A 20,538-nucleotide genomic window follows, 5' to 3' on the forward strand; every position below is an offset into this window, starting at 1 on the left:
ACTATACCAGCGTTTCGTTTGCCATGCAAATCTGTTTTCCGTGATTCACACCACAATGTTTCTTTCCTAAACTCCTCCAACATCACCATTCAGATGATCAAGAATCTTCTAAGCAAGAAACCAAAACACTATACAATTGAAAGTCATTCAACCGCTTCTTACTAGGAGAAACACCGAAGAAGTTCTTCGTTTTTTCCTCCTCGCCGCGGCGACTCATACAACTATACAGATGCCGAAATGGGTCTGCAACCCGAAAATGGGTGAACTAGGACACAAACAGGGCCTCGAAAGGGTCTCAAACACCCTCACAAACACCAAACTACCTAGTCAGTGCGTTTTATGGGTGCTAAAAAATCTTTAAAAACCTTCCAAAAAACCTTATAAACGCAGAAGAAACCACTCAAACCCTCGCAGAATGCCCTCTAGAGCCCCCTCCGCAGCCCCTATTCCCATGCCCTGCGCTTGATTCCTAACCCTGCACGATTCCTAACCATGCGCCTGGGCGCCCATACCTATAGATACAGAAAGCCCCTCCCCTTCCATCCCGAAAGGAACAGAAGAAGAGGGGTACAGCTACAGAGTGCTGAAACTTAGTACTGAAACGCTTAGTACTGAATTAGTTGAGTACGGGGTTAGTACTGGGGAGGCGCTTCATTCGCCATATTGTTGAAGCGCGAGTACTTACCGCTAAATGCCAACGGGATAGTACGAGTTGGACCACCACGGTGCTTAGCGATAATCATGTCCGCCTCACCCACACGTTCACTATCCGGGTTATACATATCCTCACGATGCAGCAGAATCACCATATCCGCATCCTGCTCAATAGAACCCGACTCACGCAGATCCGAAACCATCGGACGCTTATCAGTACGCTGCTCCGAACCACGGTTCAACTGAGACAGCGCAATCACCGGAACATCCAGCTCCTTAGCCAACAGCTTCAGGCTACGAGAGAACTCCGAAACCTCCTGCTGACGCGACTCAACCTTCTTACCCGAACTCATCAGCTGCAGGTAGTCCAGCACCACAAGCTTCAAATCATTACGTTGCTTGAGGCGACGACACTTCGCGCGAATCTCCATCAGAGTCATATTCGGCGAATCATCAATAAAGAGAGGCGCAGAATCAATACGACCCTGCAGAGTCGCCAGATTCGTCCAGCCCTCAGTATCCAGGTCGCCCTTCTTCAGACGACCCATCGAAATCTTGCCCTCCGCAGAGAGAATACGCATCGCCAACTCAGTACGACTCATCTCCAGCGAGAAAAACACAGTCGTCATCTGATGATGAATAGACGCAGAACGAGCAATATCAAGAGCCAAAGTCGACTTACCCACACCCGGACGAGCCGCAATAACAATCATCTGGCCACCGTGCAGACCACCGGTCAGCTCATCAAACTCAATAAAGTCAGTCGGCACACCGTACACGCCATCGGGGCGGTTCGAGTTCGCATCAATCTCATTGATGGTCTCCTCCAACGCATCAGAGAAAGACACATAATCTTCCTTCGCGTTACCATCAGTCACCGCATAAATCTCAGCCTGCGCCTGATCGACCAAAGTATCAACCTCAGTCTCATTGGCGTAACCCAGCTGAGCAATCTTCGTACCCGCCTCAATCAGGCGGCGCATAATCGCGTGCTCCTTAACAATCTCAGCGTAATACTGAGCGTTAGCAGCAGTCGGAACCGACGCAATCAGCGTATGAATATAGGACGCGCCACCCACACGAGTCAGCTCGCCGCGCTTCTTCAGCTCATCAGCAACCGTAATCGCATCCGCAGGGCTACCGTGACCATAAAGAGAAAGAATCGCCTCATAAATCGTCTCGTGCGCCGGCTTATAGAAATCAGACGCACGCAGGCTCTCAACCACATCCGCAATAGCGTCCTTCGACAGCAGCATGCCACCGAGCACCGACTGCTCAGCCACATCATCATGAGGCATAGTGCGGGAACCATAATCAATGGCAGTTTCAGACATGCTTATCCTCGCGTTCCAATCCGATATCTACGACGTTCCAGAAATAATTTCTGCAGAACTCTTATGCTAGTTTCTCACGAAGGCACACGCGAAACACATACATGCCTAATGGGGAGCACGCAGATAATCCTCAATCTTCTCAACGGCGAGCGCCGCGCCATCCATAGTGCGCATTGCCTCACCCAGCTGCCGCGCCCTAGCGCGCATGCCCTCATCGCTGAGCAGACGGCCCAGAATATCGCGCACATTGCCGCGGCGCACATCATTCTTCGTAAAGCGCAGGGCGTTACCGTAGCGCACGCACTCCTCAATATTCCAGCTTTGCTCAGCCTGCATCGCAATACCGGCAAACGGCACACCCGCCAGGCACGCCGTCTGTACCGTCCCCTCACCGCCGTGGGTCATCGAGGCATCAATATGGCTGGCAAGCAGATGCGCCGGAACAGTCCCAGCGAAATGGATATTGCTGCCCAGCATGCTGGTATCCGAGAGCTGCACCCCGCCGCCGACCAGCACATCCACCGGAGCGGCTGACAACTGTTGCAGCACCTGCACCAAAATATCTGCGGAGCCAGATGAGCCCATTCCCACGTAAATCAGTGGCCGCTCTCTAGGCACGCGAACAATCTGCGGCAGCTCACCGGGTGCACGGTAATAAATAGGACCCACACCAACATCAGGCTCCACCAAAGAATCCCCGCGCAGCTGCGTAAACAGAGAACAGATAAGATTCACATCGGCGCTGAGCATATCCACAGTACGGCGAGGAAGCCTCAGCCCATGCTCACGCGCCACACGAGTAAAAGAAGCCGGCTTATACGACAACACCCGCGCCACCGCACGCAACCACCCCGGTGCCGCAAGCTCGCCACCTACAGGTTTCTTCGAAAAATACGTCGACGAGTAAGCGTACGGGCGCGCATAGAAAATAGGGACACCCGCAATACGCGCAGACAGTAGCATCGTCAGATTAGAACCAATCACCACAGCATCCGCTCTAAAGTCACGAATAGCCTCAAGCTCAGCGGCGACCCGCCGACGCACCATATCGGTCGTGAAAGGATGCCGCACTCCCCTGCCCTGATCCAACGCCATAATCTGCTCCGCCTCAGCATCGCTCATGATTGGCTCACGAAGATGCACAGGAAGCCCGGCGCTTTCCAGTAGCCCCAAATACTTAGGGGAATACACGTGGAACAAGACCGTATGACCTCGCTCCCGAGCCACACGCGCTATCTCAATACAGCGCGTGGTTTCACCCATATTGAAGCTTTCAGGAGAGAAAAGAATACGGCTCATAACAAACTCCGGCAGGCGCACACGTGACTGAGCCGATTCTGCGGCTCATACACCGCGGCTCATACACCTCAGTGTAAAACGGAGCCCCAGTATTCCCTCGGATAGAGGGGAATACTGGGGCTCCGTTTCGTTGTATAAGCTTTGCGGTGTGATTCTGTCTTACTTCTTACGCAGAATCAGACCGATAGCGCCAATGTGGTCCGCGTGGCGGCGGAACACACCGCGCATACCCAGCACACGCTCACGAATCTGCGGCTTACGCGCCAGATTGAACGCAATCTTCGCAACGCCAGCGGGACCCTCATCAGCCAGCAGACGCTTCGGCTCCAGCAGAGCCATATCGGTCTGGTACACATCCAGCACCTCAAAGCCAGCCTCTTCCGCCAGCGCAGTCCACTCGGCAACAGTCAGCGGGCGGGCGTTCACACGGATAGTGCGCGCCAAATCCTTCTGAATCTCTTCCTTCAGCTCGGGGCGCAGATAATCGGGAACCAGCGACATCTCGTGAATAGCGTAGTAGCCGCCCGGACGCAGCAGACGAGCCGCCTCACGCATAATCTCCAGCTTGTGCTTATCGGTCTGCATGGTCAGCATCGCCTCGCCCACCACGGCGTCGTAGCTTTCCGAGGGCAGACCGGTCTCCTGGGCGCTAGCGTTCACTACACGGTAGTTCGGCTTAGTCGACGCACCAATACGCTCGGACACGATTTCAGCAGCCTTGGGATCAAGATCCACACCGGTGTAGCTCTTGGGGGAACGCTTCACAATCTCCAGGGCGGTAATACCCAGGCCCGGCGCAAACTCCACGACGTCAATGTCGCCGCCCAGAGCACGAGCCAGCAGCCAGTTGGTGGTCTCGCGGCCGCCGGGGCGCAGAACCTTCTTGCCCAGCTGAGCCAGCAGCCAGTGACCTGCCGCCTTGTCGGCGGGGCGGTCGGTACCGGGAACGGAAGGGGTCTTAGACACGGAAGACAACTCCTCAATACTTGTATTTAATATGCAAAATTTATCTTCCCTAATTCTAGACCCGCCACCCCAAGAAAGGAAATATGACGTTATATAGAAGTGGGTTGCCCTTTATTACAGCATGCCGCAACACCACTACAGCCACCCTTGCTGCACACCCTAGAGATTAAACAGAGACTGGAGCTGGACCTCTCGATCCAACCCCAGTCTCATCACACACACATACATACGAAAATCAGAGCCACTTCCGCAAGGAAAGTCCAACTTTCTGATGGTCCTCTCGAACCATCTATATAAAGTATTACACGTAAACCTTTATTCCCTGTAGGTTAAAGCTGTAAGAAAGCTGGGAATAGATTTTTCTTCAAAATCAGGGTGCGGCACCCCGGATTTCACGCGGAAACTACAAGTCGCTTTAAAAGAAGAAAGGCAAGGCGCTTTTGCCTTGCCATCCTTCTTTCGCTAGCGGGCGACCCCGCTACACGAAACACACACATTCACATCGCAGTCCTCTCGAACCAACACTTATAGTAAACACCCCCAACCTTATGGGAGGATTGAATTTCGCTGGAAACAAGCTGGGAGAAAACCAACAGAACCCTGAGAGCTTTGATATTGTGCAGTTTGCGGACTCTAAACCGGGCTAATAAGCCGCCATATACAGACCCAGCAGCACCAACGGGTTAGCCACTACAGAAATAACCGCCAAGCAAATATTAGCCACGCGGTACTGACGGAACTTCACCAGACCCACCAGCGCGCACACCAGCGCAACACTGGATGCAAGGCCGCCAACCACCAGCAAAAGAAGCAAAAGAGCAGTAGCGACATTAGCGTCCGCAAATGGGATAACCGCTAGAGCGCACAGCAGCAAATTGACGCACTCCAACACCACACCTGTGGACAGAAGCTGAGCGCTAGAAGACAAACGTGAAAAAGATCGAGCCATGTCTACCAGTCTACGGGGTCAATTGGCGTACTTCGCAGTCGCACCCGCTCTAACCACCAATCCTTCTGTAGCACAACACATATTCTCAGCCTCCAAAAACAATGTTTCACGTGAAACATGTACAGGAGCGAATACAACAAACGGGGTGCCCCTCACGAAGAGGGACACCCCGTCCGACACTCAACGCCGCAGCATCAAAGCACCAGCGTCAAATATCTAAAAATCTACTTACGCAGCAGCAACGACGTCCAGGACAACGTTAGCAACAACGTCAGCGTGCAGGCGGACAGTCACCTTGTACTCACCGGTGCGCTTGATAGCGGAACCCAGGTGGATGGTGCGCTTGTCAACGGAGCCAATGCCAGCAGCCTCAATAGCCTCAGCAATAGCCTCAGCCTTGACGGTACCGAACAGGCGGCCGTCAGCGCCAGCCTTGTGTGCAACGACAACCGGCTTAGCAGCCAGGGACGCAGCAATTGCCTGAGCCTCTTCCAGAGAAGCCTTAGCACGAGCCGCACGAGCGGCGCGGATGGACTCAACCTGCTTCTCGCCACCCTGGGTCCAGGTCACGGCGAAGCCGCGGGGCAGCAGGTAGTTACGTGCGTAACCGTCCTTAACGGTGACAACATCGCCAGCTGCACCGAGGCCGGAAACTTCCTGAGTCAGAATGATCTTAGCCATGTTACTGTCTCTCCTTCTCTTTAGCGGCCAGCGCCGGAGTAGGGCAGCAGTGCAACTTCGCGGGCGTTCTTAATAGCCTGAGCGATCTTGCGCTGCTCCTGAACGGTCACGCCAGTCACGCGGCGAGCGCGGATCTTGCCGCGGTCGGAGATGAACTTGCGCAGAAGTGCGACGTCCTTGTAGTCGATAACGGTGACGTCAGCAGCCTTGAGGGGGTTCTGCTTGGGTTTGGGCTTACGGATTTCAGCCTTAGCCATCGTGGTGCTCCTTAGAGTTGGGAGCCCGCGGCGGATAACCGCGGGATGGATTGATAAATTACTATTCGGAAAACGAAACCGGCTTAGAACGGAGGTTCGTCGTCGGCGCCGCTACCCCAGTCATAGTTACCACCAGACTGAGAACTCCACGGATCAGCAGCAGGAGCTGCGGGGGCCGCCGGAGCAGCCGGAGCGGAGTAGCCAGACTGGCCAGAGTAACCATTACCCTGAGCAGCAGCAAAATTGTTCTGCTGAGGAGCGGAGAAACCGCCCTGAGCAGCAGCGTTGTACCCAGCGCCACCGCCAAAGCCACCCTGCGCACCGCCACCGAAGTTATTACCTCCGGCAGAACGCTGTGCGCGAGTCACCTGAGCAGTAGCAAAACGCAGAGTCGGGCCGATCTCCTCGACCTCAAGCTCAAACGAAGTACGACGCTCGCCTTCCTTGGTCTCGTACGAGCGAGACTTCAGACGGCCCTGCGCGATAACCTGAGTACCCTTCTTCAGAGTCTCTGCAACATTCTCAGCGTAACCACGCCACACCGACGCACGCAGGAACAGGGTCTCCCCATCCTCCCACTGGTTCGTCTGGCGGTTAAAAGTACGCGGAGTCGATGCGATCGTGAAATTAGCAACCGCCGCACCCGCAGGGGTGTAACGAAGCTCCGGATCGCCAGTCAGATTACCAATAACGGTAATAACGGTATCGCCTGCCATTTGATGCCTCCTCGATAAGAGTTACAAGTATGTTGAATCCAGTACAGCGCAACCCCCTGACATTTTTAGGGGGGGTCAGCCGACCGGCAAGAAACAACTACTTGCTGGAGATCTTCTGATCCTCCGGGCGGATGATCTTGGTACGCATGACGGACTCGTTCAGGTTCAGAACACGATCGAGCTCAGCTGCGGTCTCAGGGGTAGAGGTGAAGTTCACCACTGCGTAGATACCCTCAGACTTCTTCTGGATCTCGTATGCCAGGCGACGACGGCCCCAGATGTCGACGTTGTCGACGGAACCACCCTCGTTGGTCACGATCTCGAGGAACTTGGACAGCGACGGCTCAACCGCACGGTCCTCAACCTCGGGGCTGAGGATAACCATCAGTTCATATGCACGCATGATTAAACCCCTCCTTTGGGCTAAACGGCTATGGGATTTCCATAGCAGGAGATTCATTGTGCCCTACACGTGAAACACACCGGGCGGGGAACACGCATAGATTTCTTAACAATACACGAGAAAAAGCAGATAGAACAGTACCGCACCGCGTGACCTCAACCATGCGATGCGGTACCAAAAACCGCAGAAGCTACGCCTCCCGACGCTGCTCCCACCACTGCAGAAGACGAGCCTTCACCTCCTCCTCAGGAAGCGAACCCTCATCCAGACGCACATTCAACAAGAACTTATACGCCTCACCCACCACCGGGCCCGGCGCAATACCAAGAATCTGCATAATCTGACCGCCATCCAGATCCGGACGAATCGAATCCAGCTCCTCCTGAGCAGCCAACTCAGCAATACGACGCTCCAAATCGTCATACGCCTCAGCCAGCGAACGCGACAGACGACGATTACGAGTCGTCACATCAGAACGCGACACACGATGCAGACGCTCCAACTGATCACCCGCATCACGCACATAACGGCGCACCGCAGAATCAGTCCAACCCGACTCACGGTAACCATAGAACCGCATATGCAGCTCCACCAGACGAGCCACAGCCTTAATCGTGTCATTATCAAAACGCAGCGCACGCATACGCTTCTTCACCATCTTCGCGCCCACCACCTCATGGTGCAGGAACGAGACGGAGCCGTCCTTTTCAAACTTACGAGTCTTCGGCTTACCAATATCGTGCATCAACGCCGCAAAACGCAGAATAAAATCAGGAGCCGGGCACGGACCATCCTTGTCCGTCTCCTTCTCCATTGCCTGCTCCATCACCTTCAACGAATGCGCATACACATCCTTATGGTGATGCGCAGGATCCATCTCCATACGCAACGCAGGAAGCTCCGGCAACACATAATCCGCCAGACCCGTATCCACCAGCAGGTTCAAACCAACCCGCGGATAATCCGCCTCAATCAGCTTCACCAGCTCATCACGCACACGCTCAGCCGAAATAATCTCAATACGGCCAGCCATCTCACGCATCGCCTCGAAAACCTCCGGGGCAACCTCAAGATTAAAACGCGCAGCAAAACGAGCCGCACGCATCATACGCAGCGGATCCTCAGAAAAAGACTCCTCCGGCGAGCGCGGAGTACGCAAAACACCCGCACGCAAATCCTCAACGCCACCAAACAAGTCAACAACCTCACCACTGGGCAAAGCCGCCGCCATCGCATTAATCGTGAAATCACGACGCACCAAATCGGCGCTCAAATCCGTGCCGAATTCAACCGTCGGCTTACGCGAATCCGAAACATACACCTCAGCACGGTACGTGGTCACCTCATACACCACGCCGTTCTTACGCGCACTAATCGTGCCGTACTCCTTACCGATATCCCACGTGTGTTCACCCCACGCACGCAAAATCTGCTCGCTCTGCTCCGGAGTAGCATCCGTCGTCAAATCAAAATCAGTGAAATGGCCGCCATCATCCAGCAGATTGTCGCGGACAATACCGCCCACCAAGTACAGCTCAAAACCCGCCGCACGGTACAGTTCTCCCAGCTCGGCGGCATCCGGGTACTTCGACACAACATCAATAAACAGCGACATAATCCTTTAATCGTGCCAGAAAAACTACCCACGCGCCCACCCCACACCCATAACACCCCACCAAAGACAGCTATCTCACCCCAAACCGAGACACACAAACCCTCACATATCGGTTAAGGTAGAACCATGAGCATTCCCGTACCCCGCGCCCCCAAAACGCGCTTCACCGCGCCCGCGCGAGCGGTACCCGCCCCCGAAGAAGTCTCCGCAGGCGGGCTCATCATCGACTTTGACCGACCCGAACAGCTACCCGTAGCCATCATCGCCCGCATCAACCGCAACGGACAACGCGAATGGTGCCTACCCAAAGGCCACATCGAACACGGCGAAACCACCGTCGAAGCCGCACAACGCGAAATCGGCGAAGAAACCGGAATCACCGGCTACCCCGTAGCCTCCCTCGGCACCATCGCCTACTGGTTCACCTCCAACGGCACGCGCATCCACAAAACCGTGCATCACTACCTCTTCGCAGCAACCGGCGGCGAACTCAGCATCGACAACGACCCCGACCACGAAGCAATCGACGTCGCATGGGTCCCCCTCGAAGAGCTCCCCACCCGCCTCTCATTCGCCAACGAACAACACATAGCCCGCAGTGCGCGCGAATACATCACCACCCAGCTCTAAACACCCGTTAAATAGAGCCCCAAAAACTAAAAGAAGCAATCACCCGCCGAAACAGGAGAGACATACGTGGCACGTAACGACGCCCGCTCAAGCGCAATCATGGCAGCAGGCACCCTCGTCTCGCGCATCCTCGGATTCGTCAAGACCATCCTGCTCACCGTAGCCATCGGCTCACTCTCAACCGTCGGCGACGTCTTCGAAACCGCCAACACCCTACCCAACCTCATCTACGTCCTCGTAGCAGGCGGCGTGTTCAACGCAGTCCTCGTACCGCAAATCATCAAGGCAGCCAAAGCACAAGACGGCGGCGCACGATACATCTCCAAACTCGTCACCCTTACCGTCACCGCAATCGGCCTCATCACCATCATCACCGTCGCCTGCGCCTGGCCCATCATCAGCATCATGGGCTCAGGATGGAGCCCCGAACAACGACAGCTCGGCTTCATCTTCTCCCTCTGGTGCCTACCTCAAATCTTCTTCTACGGCCTCTACACCGTCATCGGACAGGTCCTCAACGCCAAAGACGCATTCGGCGCCTACATGTGGTCGCCCGTACTCAACAACGTCATCACCATCCTGTCGCTGTTCCTCTTCATCTTCCTCTTCGGCGCACAGACCCCCAACCCCCACCCCATCCACACCGTAGAATCCTGGACCAACGCACAAACCCTCGTGCTCGCCGGCTCCTCCACCTTCGGCGTCATCATGCAGGCACTCGTCCTGTTCATCCCCCTACGCAAGCTCGGCCTGCACCTCAAGCCCGACTTCGGATGGCGAGGCATCGGCCTGCGCGCAGCCTCCAAGCTCGCCGCCTGGACCCTCGCCTCCGGCATCATCTCCAACCTCGCATTCCTCTACATGACCAAGGTCGCCGCAGGCATCGTCGGCCAGCGCGAACACTACGCCGCCCTCGGCATCCAAATCCCCGGCCTGCAGGCACTCAACTACGCCTCCATGCTGTACATGCTCCCGCACGGCGTCATCGGCATCTCCATCGCCACCGTGCTCTTCAACCGCATGAGCGCCTCCGCCATCGCCGACGACAGCGACAGCGTCATCTACGCGCTCTCCCACGGCCTGCGCAACGCAGCCGTAGCCACCGTCTTCTGCATGGTCGCGCTCATGGTACTCGCAGGCCCCGTCGCCGTACTCTTCAGCGGCGGCGACCCCATCGCAGCAACCATCATCGCCAAGCTCATCGTCATCACCGCGCTCGGCACCCCCACCCTCACCATCAACTACCTCTACAGCCGCGTGCTCTACGCCCGCGAAGACGCACGCACCCCCTTCCGCATCCAGGTGTACTCCGCCATCATCATGGTCATCATGAGCTTCGCAGCGTCCCTGCTCGACGCACAGTACACCGTGTACATGCTCGCCTTCATCTACCCGGTGCACAATATCCTGATCCTGTTCATCAGCCACCACATGGTCCGCCGCCGCCTCGGCTACTACGGCCAGCGCGGCATCGTCAGCACCTACGCCCGCACCATCCTCGCATCCCTCTTTGCCGGCGGCATCGCAGCCATCGCACTCTGGCTACTCGGCGGCTACCAGCTCGACGGATTCGCCTGGGCATCTAAGCTCACCGCAATCATCACCCTCGCCGTATGCGGCACCGTCATGGGACTGGCATACCTCGCCGGTATACAGATCTTCCGCGTCAAGGAAGCCAACGCACTACTGGCACCCCTCACCTCCAAACTTGAGCGTTTTGCCCGCCGCTAAAGCAGCACACAACGCCCAACCCGGGTAGCTGCCCGCGCCCCCACCGCACCCCACACCGGGGCCCGCAAAGGACGCAGGCAGCCACCCGGACGCCACAAACTATCACTCAGCCCCAGCATCCTTCAATGCCGGGTAGAATCTAATAGTCAGGGCCCGCCACACGGCAGGCACTATGAAACCACCTCGGGAGAACACGTTGTCGCAACAGATTCCGGTCGGATCGGTCCTCGGAGGCCGCTACGAGATCACCGCACACATCATCATTACGGCAGAATCCGACATGGTGCTTGAAGGCACCGACCAGATTCTCAACCGTAAGGTCTCGGTCGTCGTCGCATCGCCCAGCCGCAGCGCACTGCTGGAAGCAAACTCCCGCGCGCTCGCAACCAACGCACGCGGCAACATCCAGATCCTCGACCTGGGCATCACCCCCGAAGGTAGCCGCTACCTCGTCACCTCCCATACCCGCCCCGACACCCTGCTGGACACCCTGCTGGTCGAAAACCACGCACTCTCCAACGCAGAAGACGCGCTGGGCACCGAAATCTTCGGCGACTCCGAAAGCGGCAGCTCCCCCAACACCTACGAGAAGGTCTCCACCTCCACTGCCAACCAGGAGAGCATCACCGCTGCCAAGAACTGGAACGCATCCGACGGCACCGCCGTCACCGCGTACTCCGAACCCACCAGCATCTACGAAGATGACGAAGACGAAGAAGACGGCAGCCGCGGCACCTGGGCCGTCGCCCTGGCAGCAGTCCTGCTGCTCGTCATCGTTGCAGGCGGTATCCTCACCTCCCTCGGCGCAATCGGCTCCAACCAGGCAGCCGGCCCCCACACCCCTAAGACGTCCGCATCAGCTTCCGAATCGGCTGAGGCAAGCGCCAACGCATCGGCATCCCCGACCGCTAAGGCGTCGAACGCACCGGCTAAGATCGCGTCCGTAGCCCGCTTCGCGCCCTCGGACACCACGTTCATGAGCGACATGGACACCCTCATCCCGAACCTGACCGACGGTAACGCCAACACCGCATGGATCAGCTACGGCTTCGGCACCGCCAACTACGCCGGCACCATCAAGGAATTCGGCCTGGCACTGAAGCTGCAGACCCCCACCGTCGTCTCCAAGCTGACCATCCAGCAGAACACCGGCACCGGCGGCTCCTTCACCGTCTACACCAACAGCTCCGCATCCCTGAACGGTGCGGTTGAGGTCGGCAAGGGCACCTTCGAAGGCAAGGACGCAGTCGTCACCCTGGACACCTCCAAGCAGAGCGCAGAAAAGGGCGCCTACGTGATCATCGTGGTCAACGAGCTGCCCCGCCTCTCCCTGCCGATTGGAAATTGGAGTTACGGTCTGCGCATCAACGAAATCAAGGTGGACTAATCAACCCATAACGCGACGCCGACAGGGCGCTCGCACCCCCAGACACAAGGGCGGGGCTTCTGAACTCAACGGTTCGGAAGCCCCGCCCTTTTTGATGTCCATTTATGACTCTTTATGGCTGGGCCGCTACTCAAAGATTCACAGTGCGCGGAGTATCTGGATAAGGGTCCCCCAAAAATGGAATAATCGAGGATAAAGCCCTGTTATAGGGGCAGAACGAAAGACCTACAACGGAAAGATATATCTGATGACTGAGAATCTGGGAGGCCTCTTCGGAGGCTCCGCCCTGGGCAATCTGAACCTCGCTTCCGCACCCGCCACCAAGGCGGCACCGGCAGCCGAGGTTGAGGCCGACGCAACCGTCCACAACGTCATTATTGTGGGCTCCGGCCCCGCTGGTTACACCGCGGCAATCTACGCGGCACGCGCCGAGTTGAAGCCTGTCCTCTTCGCCAGCTCCCTGGCGCCCGGCGGCTCCCTCATGAACACCACCGAGGTCGAGAACTTCCCCGGATTCATTCAGGGCATCCAGGGCCCCGAGCTGATGGAGAACATCGGTCAGCAGGCTGAGCGTTTCGGCACTGACATCCGCTACCAGGACGTAGAGAAGGTTGAACTCACCGGCAACGTGAAGAAGGTCTACACCGCTGACGGCGCCGTTCACCTGGCAAAGACCGTCATCATGACCACCGGTTCTCAGGTCCGTAAGCTCAACATCGAGGGCGAAGACCGACTCTCCGGTTACGGCGTCTCCTGGTGCGCAACCTGCGATGGCTTCTTCTTCAAGGACAAGGAAATCGCAGTGGTCGGCGGTGGCGACTCCGCACTGGAGGAGGCACTGTTCCTGACGACCTTCGCATCCAAGGTGTACCTGGTGCACCGCCGCGACTCTTTCCGCGCTTCGGAAATCATGCAGACCCGCGTGTTCAACAACCCGAAGATTGAGGTTGTCTGGGACTCGGCTGTCACCGCCGTTCACGGCGAGAGCAACCTCGAGTCGATCACCCTGACCAACACCAAGGACGGTTCTGAGCGCCAGCTGGCTGTTCAGGGTCTGTTCATCGCTATTGGCTCCGATCCTCGCGTGGAACTGGTACGTGACCAGCTGGAGATTACCGAGAACCACACCATCGCGGTTCAGGGTCGTTCCTCGAAGACTTCCGTTCCCGGCGTTTTCGCTGCCGGTGACGTGATTGACCCAACCTACCGCCAGGCAATTATTGCTGCCGGTTCCGGTGCTGTTGCCGCTCTGGACGCGCAGCACTACCTCGAAAACCTCTAAACTATTCGTATTACTCGCAGGGGAATCCACCCCGTGTCAGAAAGGAGCACTCCATGAGCAGTGCACAGCAGGCAACTGATGCCACTTTTGACGAACTGGTTCTGAAGAACGACAAGCCCGTTATCGTGGACTTCTGGGCTGAATGGTGCGGCCCCTGCCGCATGGTCGGCCCCGTGATTGACGAGATCGCTGGCGAGTACGCCGGTCAGGTCGACGTGGTCAAGGTAGATGTTGAGGCGAATGGCGATACCGCTATGAAGTACGGCATTACCTCTATTCCCGCCATCTACCTTTTCAAGGATGGCGAGGTCATCAAGAAGACCGTAGGTGCTAAGACGAAGCCCGCTCTGCTGGCTGAGTTCTCCGAGCACCTGGGCTAATCTTTCGAGAAGCTAAAGAAAAACCCTCGGTGATATTTCACGTGAAACATCACCGAGGGTTTTTTGTATATACAACTGATTTCAGTTGCTAAATATTGTTTTACGCGAAAATTTAGCCCGAGAAATCAGAATCCAAAACGCGGATAATGCGGTTCAGATCCTCAACATTCGCAAATTCGATGGTCATCTTACCCTTGCGAGCACCCAGCGAAATCTTCACCGAAGTATCGAGCTTGTCAGCAAAAGCCTCCGCAATATAATCCAGGCGCTCACGGTGCTTCTGAGGCTGAGGAGCCTTGCGCTCCTTCACCTCCGCAGCGCCGGATGCATGGTTCACCAGCTCCTCAGTTGCGCGAACCGACAGTCCCTCATTCACAATCTTCTGTGCAAGAGTCTCAATCTGAGCCTGGTCCGTCAGAGCCAGCAGGGCGCGCGCGTGACCCGCGGAGAGAATACCCGCCGCAACGCGACGCTGCACCAGAGCCGGCAGCTTCAGCAGACGAATCGTATTCGAAATCTGGGGGCGAGAACGACCAATACGCTTAGCCAACTGCTCCTGAGTAGTGTCGAACTCCTCCATGAGCTGCTGGTATGCCGCCGCCTCTTCAATGGGGTTCAGCTGGCTGCGGTGCAGGTTCTCCAGCAGGGCGTCACGGAGCAGGTCGCCGTCTTCAGTCTCACGAACAATCGCCGGGATGGTGGTCAGTCCAGCCGCCTGGGTTGCACGCCAGCGGCGCTCACCCATGACCAGCTCATACTTTTCGGTGCCGTTTTCGCGCGAGGGACGCACGACGATCGGCTGCAGAACACCAATCTCACGCACCGAGTGGATGAGCTCTTCCATGTCCTGCTCATCAAAGTCGGTTCGGGGCTGCTTGCGGTTCGGGTGGATATCGCGAACGTTCAGCTCGGCAAACTGGGCACCGGGAACCGGAACCAGGCCGCTCTGTTCCTCAGAAGCGGACTGCGGGGTGGAGACATCTTCACCAAAGAAGAAGTCCACCGGGCGGCGAGTCAGGGTGGTGTTGCGCAGTGCCGCACCCATATCCACGCGAGGCTTCTTCTTCGATGTTTCACGTGAAACATCCTGCGAGGAGGCGGGAGATTCGACCTTCTCCTCTACCTTCTCAGCTTCAGCTGACTTTTCCTGAGCGGGTGCAGCTTCAGCAGGCTTAGCCTCTACAGACTCAGCTTTAGTGCTCTTACGCTGCTTCTCCGGCTTAGCCTCGTGAGCCATTTCGAAGAGACCGTCAGTCATCGGCTCTTCAATCGGAGTAGACACATTCTTGGGTGCAGTCTTTACTGCAGCAGTCTTTTCGGATGCCTTCGCCTCAGGATTACCAGAATTCTTCGTACTCTGAGGGATCAGCGCCCCCAGGCCACGACCCAAGCCGCGTCGCTTTTCAGCCATCGTTACTCCTTAGGACTCCCGGACGAGCCCGCTCATTTTTTCTTCTTCATCTAGTGTAAACGAAATAAGCACCCGAAAGCAGGAGTGAAAACTGCACAGCACATAATCCAAATTATTCCCAATAATTAATTCTCTAAGGATGTTTTCTCGTGTTTCACCCAGAAAATACCGCACGCAATGAGCCCTTTTGAATCATCGATAGACAATCCAAAAAGGGCTCATTTCAAAAAATTTAGATTATGCGGATCGGCGCGAGAGCTCCTGTGCTGCCTCACGGTAGGCGCGAGCGCCAGTCGACGAAGAATCGTAGGTGATGACGGTCTGCTGATAGCTGGGAGCTTCAGAGATACGAACCGAACGAGGAATCTTTACACCCAGAGTCTCCTCCGGGAAGTGCTCGCGCACCTCCTCTGCCACCTGGAATGCCAGGTTGGTACGAGCATCGTACATGGTCAGCAGGATTGTACTGATGCGCAACTTGGAGTTCAGGTGCTTCTGAATCATCTGAATATTCTTCAGTAGCTGGCTCAGGCCTTCCAGGGCATAGTACTCGCACTGGATCGGAATCAGAATCTCTTCTGCCGCAACGAAGGCATTGACGGTCAGCAAGCCGAGGCTCGGCGGGCAGTCGATGAAGACATAGTCCAGGCGCTCCATACCCTGCTTCTCGCGCCATTCGGTGTAATCCATCAGGGCATTCTTGAGGCGAGTCTCGCGCGCCACCAGGGAGACCAGTTCAATCTCCGCGCCCGCAAGGTCGATATTGGCGGGGGCACAGAACAGACCGGGCATGTCGGGGCATTCCTGAACAATTTCAGAAAGCGGCTTATCCTCAATCAGAACGTTGTAGACACTGGGAACATCCACGCCGTGCTCAATGCCCAGTGCGGTCGAGGCGTTACCCTGCGGGTCGTTGTCGATTACCAGGACGTTCAGTCCAGCCTCCGCGAGCGCGGCTGCGAGGTTCACGGCGGTGCTGGTTTTACCCACGCCACCTTTCTGGTTCGACACGGTGAAGACACGCGTATGCACAGGCTTGGGGAGCAAATCTGCAGCAGATTTCTGAGCTTGAGGAGTCATCGGGTGCCTTCCATATTCCGGGTGGTGTGTCTACGGTGATGCTTCGTCTGATGCCTCGCGTGTGGCAATACTCTGCGGTATTTGTGCGCGAGGCGGGTCTACTCCCCTACTCCCCTGCCACTACTCATTCCCGACATGTTTCACGTGAAACATACTCCGCGAGGTGATGAAGTCTGCAATGTTTCACGTGAAACATTGGTGCTACCCGAATGGTTCTGAAGGGCTCAGTGCCCTACTGTACCATCAGGCTTTGATGTAGAAGAGTCTAAGGTTTCAATCCTTCCTTAAGGGTACCCGGCATCAGGTCAATACTCCACGCGAGAGGTCATTCTATGTACTCTACGGATGCAATTGCCGCGCACGCCCGGCAAGCCAGCGCATAAAAAATGGGCGGTACCGCGTAAGCCAGCCTATTCACTGGCTCATTGCGGTACCGCCCATTCAGGGTGAAACCTTTAGAGGCGAACTCGAACCACCGTCGTCGGCTCTTCAAGCAGGTCGCCGCCGGCGGTGAGAATCTCAGTCTCGCGTGCACCGTAACGGTTCAGCTTCTTCTTCGCCTTAGTAATCTCCTCCGCGGCGCTACGACCTTTCAGAGCCAGCAGCTCACCGGTGCCGCGCAGAATCGGCAGAGTAATGTCCAGCAGGCCCACCAGAGCGGACACAGCACGCGCAGTCACCACATCAGCCTCAACAGCACCCACAGCCTGCTCAGCACGCGAACGAAGCACGGTCACGTTCTCCAGGCCCAGATCCTCGACAACCTCATTCAGCCAGATGACACGGCGTTCCAGAGGCTCAATCAGAGTCAGCTTCAAATCCGGGCGAGCAATCGCCAAGCATAGACCGGGCAGGCCAGCACCAGAGCCAACATCAGCCACCGAAGCATTCGGAGCAATATACTCCTGCACCACAGCACAGTTCAGCACGTGGCGAGCCCACAGGCGCGGCACCTCACGCGGACCAATCAGGCCACGCTCAATGCCGGTCGTCGCCAGGTGCTGCACGTAGCGCTCCGCCAGGGGCAGACGCTCACCGAACACAGCCTCCGCGGCGGCGCGCTCACTCTCGCTGAGAGTAACCATCGAAGTCTCCATACTAGGCTCCTACCTCGGGAAGAGAAATCACCACGTGACGGCGAGGACCCTCGCCCTCCGACTCGCTGTATAGGCCAGCGGCGGCCACCACATCGTGCACAACCTTACGCTCATACGGGCTCAGCGGCTTCAGGTGCTCATCACGACCGGTAGCACGCACCTTCTCAATCGCATCAGCGGCAATCTTCTCCAGTTGCTCACGACGCTCTGCACGGTAGCCGGCAACATCCAGAATCAGGCGGGAACGGGTACCATTACCAGCCAGGACGGAGAGGCGCACCAGCTCCTGCAGAGCCTCCAGCACCTCACCGTGGCGGCCAACTAGGTGGCGCAGTTCCTCATTGTCATCGTCGTCATTGAAGACCGAAAGATAGATGCGGTTATTGCGCACCTCAATATCGATATCGCCGTCCATATCGACAATATCGAGAAGCTCCTCGAGGTAATCAGCGGCGATATCGCCTTCTTCCTCGATGTCCTCAAAATTGTCTTCTTCGCCCTCAACGGGCTCCTCTACCAGCTGCTCCTCAACGAGCTGCTCGTCCTCATATTCCATAGCTTCAGTCACAATAATCCTCAGGGTGTTCGGAGGGGTGTCCTAGGGGTAAAAAGTATCTCATACACGGCGCCGGGCCCGCGCCACACGTGGCGAGAACCCGGCCCGAATCACGGAAGAAAACTACTTCTTTCCGTTCTGCTTATTGCGTTGCTGCTTCTGGCGCTTCTTACCGACCGGCTGCTGACGCTGACCAGCTGCGGCACGCTCACGAGCCTCCTGCAGCTCCTTCTCGTGCTGCTCACGGGTCTTACCAATCGGGGGCAGACCCTTCGCTGCACGGCGAGCGTTCAGCTCACGCTCCGCCTGAGAACCGGGGGTCGGGTTATTGCGGATAACCCACCACTGCTGGCCCAGCGACCAGAGGTTCGACACGGTCCAGTAGTACATAACACCCAGCGGGAAGTTAATACCGGAAACAGCGAAGATGATCGGGAAGATGTACATGATCATCTGCTGCTGACGGAACATCGGAGAGTTCAGAGCTGCCTCCGACATGTTCTTCACACTCAGCTGCTTCTGAATGTAGAACTGGGTCGCACTCATCAGAACAATCATGATGACCGCCTGAACAACGGTCGCGGTAGTGTCACCGGCACCCGGGTGCATCATGGTCGCGAACAGCTGCGCACCGAAAATCTGGGAGTCATTGAACTGGTGCACCAGTTCAGCCGGCAACATGAGCACGCCCTGGTTGCTCTGCGCCGCGGTGGGAACGCCCATCAGCACCTGGTACAGACCGAAGAAGATCGGCATCTGAGCCAGAATCGGCAGGCAGGACGCGAAGGGGTTCGTACCGTGCTTACGGTACATTTCCATCTGCTCCTGAGCCATCGCCTGGCGGGAGAGCTGGTCCTTCTTACCCTTGTACTTCTCCTGCAGCTTCGCCATATCGCCCTGCATCGCGGTCATACCGCGCATAGCCTTAATCTGCTTGACGAACAGCGGAATGGTCAGGGTACGCATCACCAGGGTCAGGAAGATAATGCACAGAACCCAAGTCAGGCCGGACGCCGGGTCCATACCCAGCGAAGTGAAAAGAGTGTGGAACAGCCACAGGACCACGGAGACGATCCATTTAAACGGCCAAAGAATCAAATCAAAAATATTCACGCGGGAATACTCCTTAAGGACTCGGCTAAGTCATTGTGTGGGAGGCGCCGCCTACTCAGGGCGGGCGTCACCACCGGTGTGAGGGGTGTAAAGATGGGGGTGGTTGAGCAGAATAATTTTCGGTTCTGCTCCGGGAGCGAAAGTACGCTTCCCCTCCGGGACTGGGTCGATACCTCCGGTCGCCCAGGGAACACACCGCAGAATACGGCGCACCGTCAAGGAAAGCCCGCCCATCGCACCGTGGGTGGTCAGCGCCTCCAGGGCGTAGGCTGAGCAGGTCGGGTAGTAGCGGCACACATCCCCGTAGAGGGGGGAGACGACCTTGCGGTAGGCCTTCATGCACGCGATCAGCAGGTTCTGCGGTAGAACGTAGAGAGCCTGCAGGAAAGTTTCCGACCGCACGAATTCGTTAGGCGCTAGTGCCAGCAGTTCGTCGGGGCCCAGAGTCTCGGCAGAAGCGCTATAGGTGCCACTGTGATGCGCGTGGAAGCGTTCTTCACAGCGGTCACGCTGAGAACGACTCACGGCTTCTCCTTGCTCTGAGGCAGGTCGAGCTTAGCGAAAGCAGCCTCGAGTGCCGATTCGTAGTCGCGGCGCAACTGATCCCAGCTGGCGCTCGCGGAGGCGGGAAGCGCTCGCACAGCAATGGCGTAGCCTTCCGGATGCGCGGCGCAGGTGAGCGCGGCAAGTTCACGCAACCGGCGCTTAACCAGGTTGCGTGTGACTGCGTTGCCCACCGCCTTCGACACAATGAAACCTACCTGGGTTGTTTTTCCAGGATTTTTCGCCGTAGATACAACGATGTTCCGACGTCCTGTACGGATGCCGGAACGGAAGGCGTGGGAGAATTCTGCGCTGGTGCGCATACGGTGCCGTTGAGGCAGCACGTGTTCCCCTTTACGTAGTGTGGGAGATTCGGCTCGCGTAGAAAGCTGACCTCCGCGTGTATTTCACGCTTAATGATAGTTCGCCCGCCGATGCGTGTGCATCGGCGGGG

Annotated in this window: 21 protein-coding genes; 5 read left to right on the forward strand and 16 right to left on the reverse strand. The window is 56.9% G+C overall.

The window, feature by feature from the left end; all coding sequences use genetic code 11:
- Positions 1 to 632: 632 nt before the first annotated feature.
- The 9 genes from dnaB to HMPREF2884_RS03470 form a co-directional block, all read right to left on the reverse strand.
- On the reverse strand, positions 633 to 1,988 hold the full coding sequence (gene dnaB / locus HMPREF2884_RS03430; RefSeq protein ID WP_070593509.1) for a replicative DNA helicase: 1,356 nt from the start codon (positions 1,986 to 1,988) through the stop codon (positions 633 to 635).
- A 105-nt stretch (positions 1,989 to 2,093) separates the two neighbouring features.
- Positions 2,094 to 3,110 carry a glycosyltransferase gene (locus HMPREF2884_RS03435; protein WP_246827916.1) on the reverse strand — a complete coding sequence of 339 codons (1,017 nt, stop codon included), beginning with the start codon at positions 3,108 to 3,110 and terminating at the stop codon, positions 2,094 to 2,096.
- Positions 3,111 to 3,446: 336 nt separating this feature from the next.
- Positions 3,447 to 4,253, reverse strand: coding sequence for a class I SAM-dependent methyltransferase (locus HMPREF2884_RS03440; RefSeq protein WP_070615700.1), 807 nt, complete (start codon positions 4,251 to 4,253; stop codon positions 3,447 to 3,449).
- A gap of 643 nt (positions 4,254 to 4,896) precedes the next feature.
- Positions 4,897 to 5,202 (reverse strand): hypothetical protein, encoded by a 306-nt coding sequence (locus HMPREF2884_RS03445; protein ID WP_044142258.1) that lies wholly within the window; start codon positions 5,200 to 5,202, stop codon positions 4,897 to 4,899.
- Positions 5,203 to 5,430: 228 nt separating this feature from the next.
- Positions 5,431 to 5,883, reverse strand: coding sequence for a 50S ribosomal protein L9 (gene rplI / locus HMPREF2884_RS03450; protein WP_005504050.1), 453 nt, complete (start codon positions 5,881 to 5,883; stop codon positions 5,431 to 5,433).
- 20 nt (positions 5,884 to 5,903) lie between these two features.
- Positions 5,904 to 6,140, reverse strand: a complete 237-nt coding sequence (rpsR, locus tag HMPREF2884_RS03455) for a 30S ribosomal protein S18 (protein ID WP_004005948.1) — start codon at positions 6,138 to 6,140, stop codon at positions 5,904 to 5,906.
- 83 nt (positions 6,141 to 6,223) lie between these two features.
- On the reverse strand, positions 6,224 to 6,856 hold the full coding sequence (locus HMPREF2884_RS03460) for a single-stranded DNA-binding protein (protein WP_005504055.1): 633 nt from the start codon (positions 6,854 to 6,856) through the stop codon (positions 6,224 to 6,226).
- Positions 6,857 to 6,953: 97 nt separating this feature from the next.
- On the reverse strand, positions 6,954 to 7,259 hold the full coding sequence (rpsF, locus tag HMPREF2884_RS03465; protein WP_005504056.1) for a 30S ribosomal protein S6: 306 nt from the start codon (positions 7,257 to 7,259) through the stop codon (positions 6,954 to 6,956).
- A gap of 190 nt (positions 7,260 to 7,449) precedes the next feature.
- Positions 7,450 to 8,874, reverse strand: a complete 1,425-nt coding sequence (locus HMPREF2884_RS03470) for a CCA tRNA nucleotidyltransferase (protein ID WP_070615703.1) — start codon at positions 8,872 to 8,874, stop codon at positions 7,450 to 7,452.
- 126 nt (positions 8,875 to 9,000) lie between these two features.
- On the opposite strand from HMPREF2884_RS03470, the gene HMPREF2884_RS03475 reads away from it, so the two are divergent.
- The 5 genes from HMPREF2884_RS03475 to trxA all read left to right on the forward strand — a co-directional run bounded on the left by HMPREF2884_RS03475 (position 9,001) and on the right by trxA (position 14,284).
- Complete coding sequence (locus HMPREF2884_RS03475; RefSeq protein WP_070615706.1) at positions 9,001 to 9,504, forward strand: NUDIX hydrolase; 504 nt, start codon at positions 9,001 to 9,003, stop codon at positions 9,502 to 9,504.
- A gap of 66 nt (positions 9,505 to 9,570) precedes the next feature.
- Positions 9,571 to 11,235, forward strand: coding sequence for a murein biosynthesis integral membrane protein MurJ (gene murJ / locus HMPREF2884_RS03480; protein ID WP_070615709.1), 1,665 nt, complete (start codon positions 9,571 to 9,573; stop codon positions 11,233 to 11,235).
- Between the two features lie 196 nt (positions 11,236 to 11,431).
- Positions 11,432 to 12,622, forward strand: coding sequence for a serine/threonine protein kinase (locus HMPREF2884_RS03485; protein WP_246827917.1), 1,191 nt, complete (start codon positions 11,432 to 11,434; stop codon positions 12,620 to 12,622).
- Between the two features lie 247 nt (positions 12,623 to 12,869).
- On the forward strand, positions 12,870 to 13,904 hold the full coding sequence (gene trxB, locus HMPREF2884_RS03490) for a thioredoxin-disulfide reductase (protein ID WP_070615714.1): 1,035 nt from the start codon (positions 12,870 to 12,872) through the stop codon (positions 13,902 to 13,904).
- A 53-nt stretch (positions 13,905 to 13,957) separates the two neighbouring features.
- Positions 13,958 to 14,284 carry a thioredoxin gene (gene trxA, locus HMPREF2884_RS03495; protein ID WP_049351863.1) on the forward strand — a complete coding sequence of 109 codons (327 nt, stop codon included), beginning with the start codon at positions 13,958 to 13,960 and terminating at the stop codon, positions 14,282 to 14,284.
- Positions 14,285 to 14,396: 112 nt separating this feature from the next.
- On the opposite strand, the gene HMPREF2884_RS03500 is transcribed toward trxA, so the two are convergent.
- The 7 genes from HMPREF2884_RS03500 to rnpA form a co-directional block, all read right to left on the reverse strand.
- Positions 14,397 to 15,695, reverse strand: coding sequence for a ParB/RepB/Spo0J family partition protein (locus HMPREF2884_RS03500; protein ID WP_070615716.1), 1,299 nt, complete (start codon positions 15,693 to 15,695; stop codon positions 14,397 to 14,399).
- A 237-nt stretch (positions 15,696 to 15,932) separates the two neighbouring features.
- Entirely contained in the window at positions 15,933 to 16,775 is an 843-nt protein-coding gene (locus tag HMPREF2884_RS03505; protein WP_049354148.1) for a ParA family protein, read from the reverse strand.
- Positions 16,776 to 17,230: 455 nt separating this feature from the next.
- Complete coding sequence (rsmG, locus tag HMPREF2884_RS03510) at positions 17,231 to 17,872, reverse strand: 16S rRNA (guanine(527)-N(7))-methyltransferase RsmG (RefSeq protein WP_005504080.1); 642 nt, start codon at positions 17,870 to 17,872, stop codon at positions 17,231 to 17,233.
- A 1-nt stretch (position 17,873) separates the two neighbouring features.
- Positions 17,874 to 18,440, reverse strand: coding sequence for a Jag family protein (locus HMPREF2884_RS03515; RefSeq protein ID WP_070615718.1), 567 nt, complete (start codon positions 18,438 to 18,440; stop codon positions 17,874 to 17,876).
- 111 nt (positions 18,441 to 18,551) lie between these two features.
- Positions 18,552 to 19,541 (reverse strand): membrane protein insertase YidC, encoded by a 990-nt coding sequence (gene yidC, locus HMPREF2884_RS03520; protein ID WP_070615720.1) that lies wholly within the window; start codon positions 19,539 to 19,541, stop codon positions 18,552 to 18,554.
- Between the two features lie 51 nt (positions 19,542 to 19,592).
- Positions 19,593 to 20,066, reverse strand: a complete 474-nt coding sequence (gene yidD, locus HMPREF2884_RS03525; protein ID WP_070615722.1) for a membrane protein insertion efficiency factor YidD — start codon at positions 20,064 to 20,066, stop codon at positions 19,593 to 19,595.
- Entirely contained in the window at positions 20,063 to 20,428 is a 366-nt protein-coding gene (gene rnpA, locus HMPREF2884_RS03530; RefSeq protein ID WP_049341943.1) for a ribonuclease P protein component, read from the reverse strand. The genes yidD and rnpA overlap by 4 nt, the downstream gene beginning before the upstream one ends.
- Positions 20,429 to 20,538 lie beyond the last annotated feature (110 nt).

Source organism: Rothia sp. HMSC073B08 (assembly GCF_001812975.1).
Lineage (GTDB): Bacteria > Actinomycetota > Actinomycetes > Actinomycetales > Micrococcaceae > Rothia > Rothia mucilaginosa.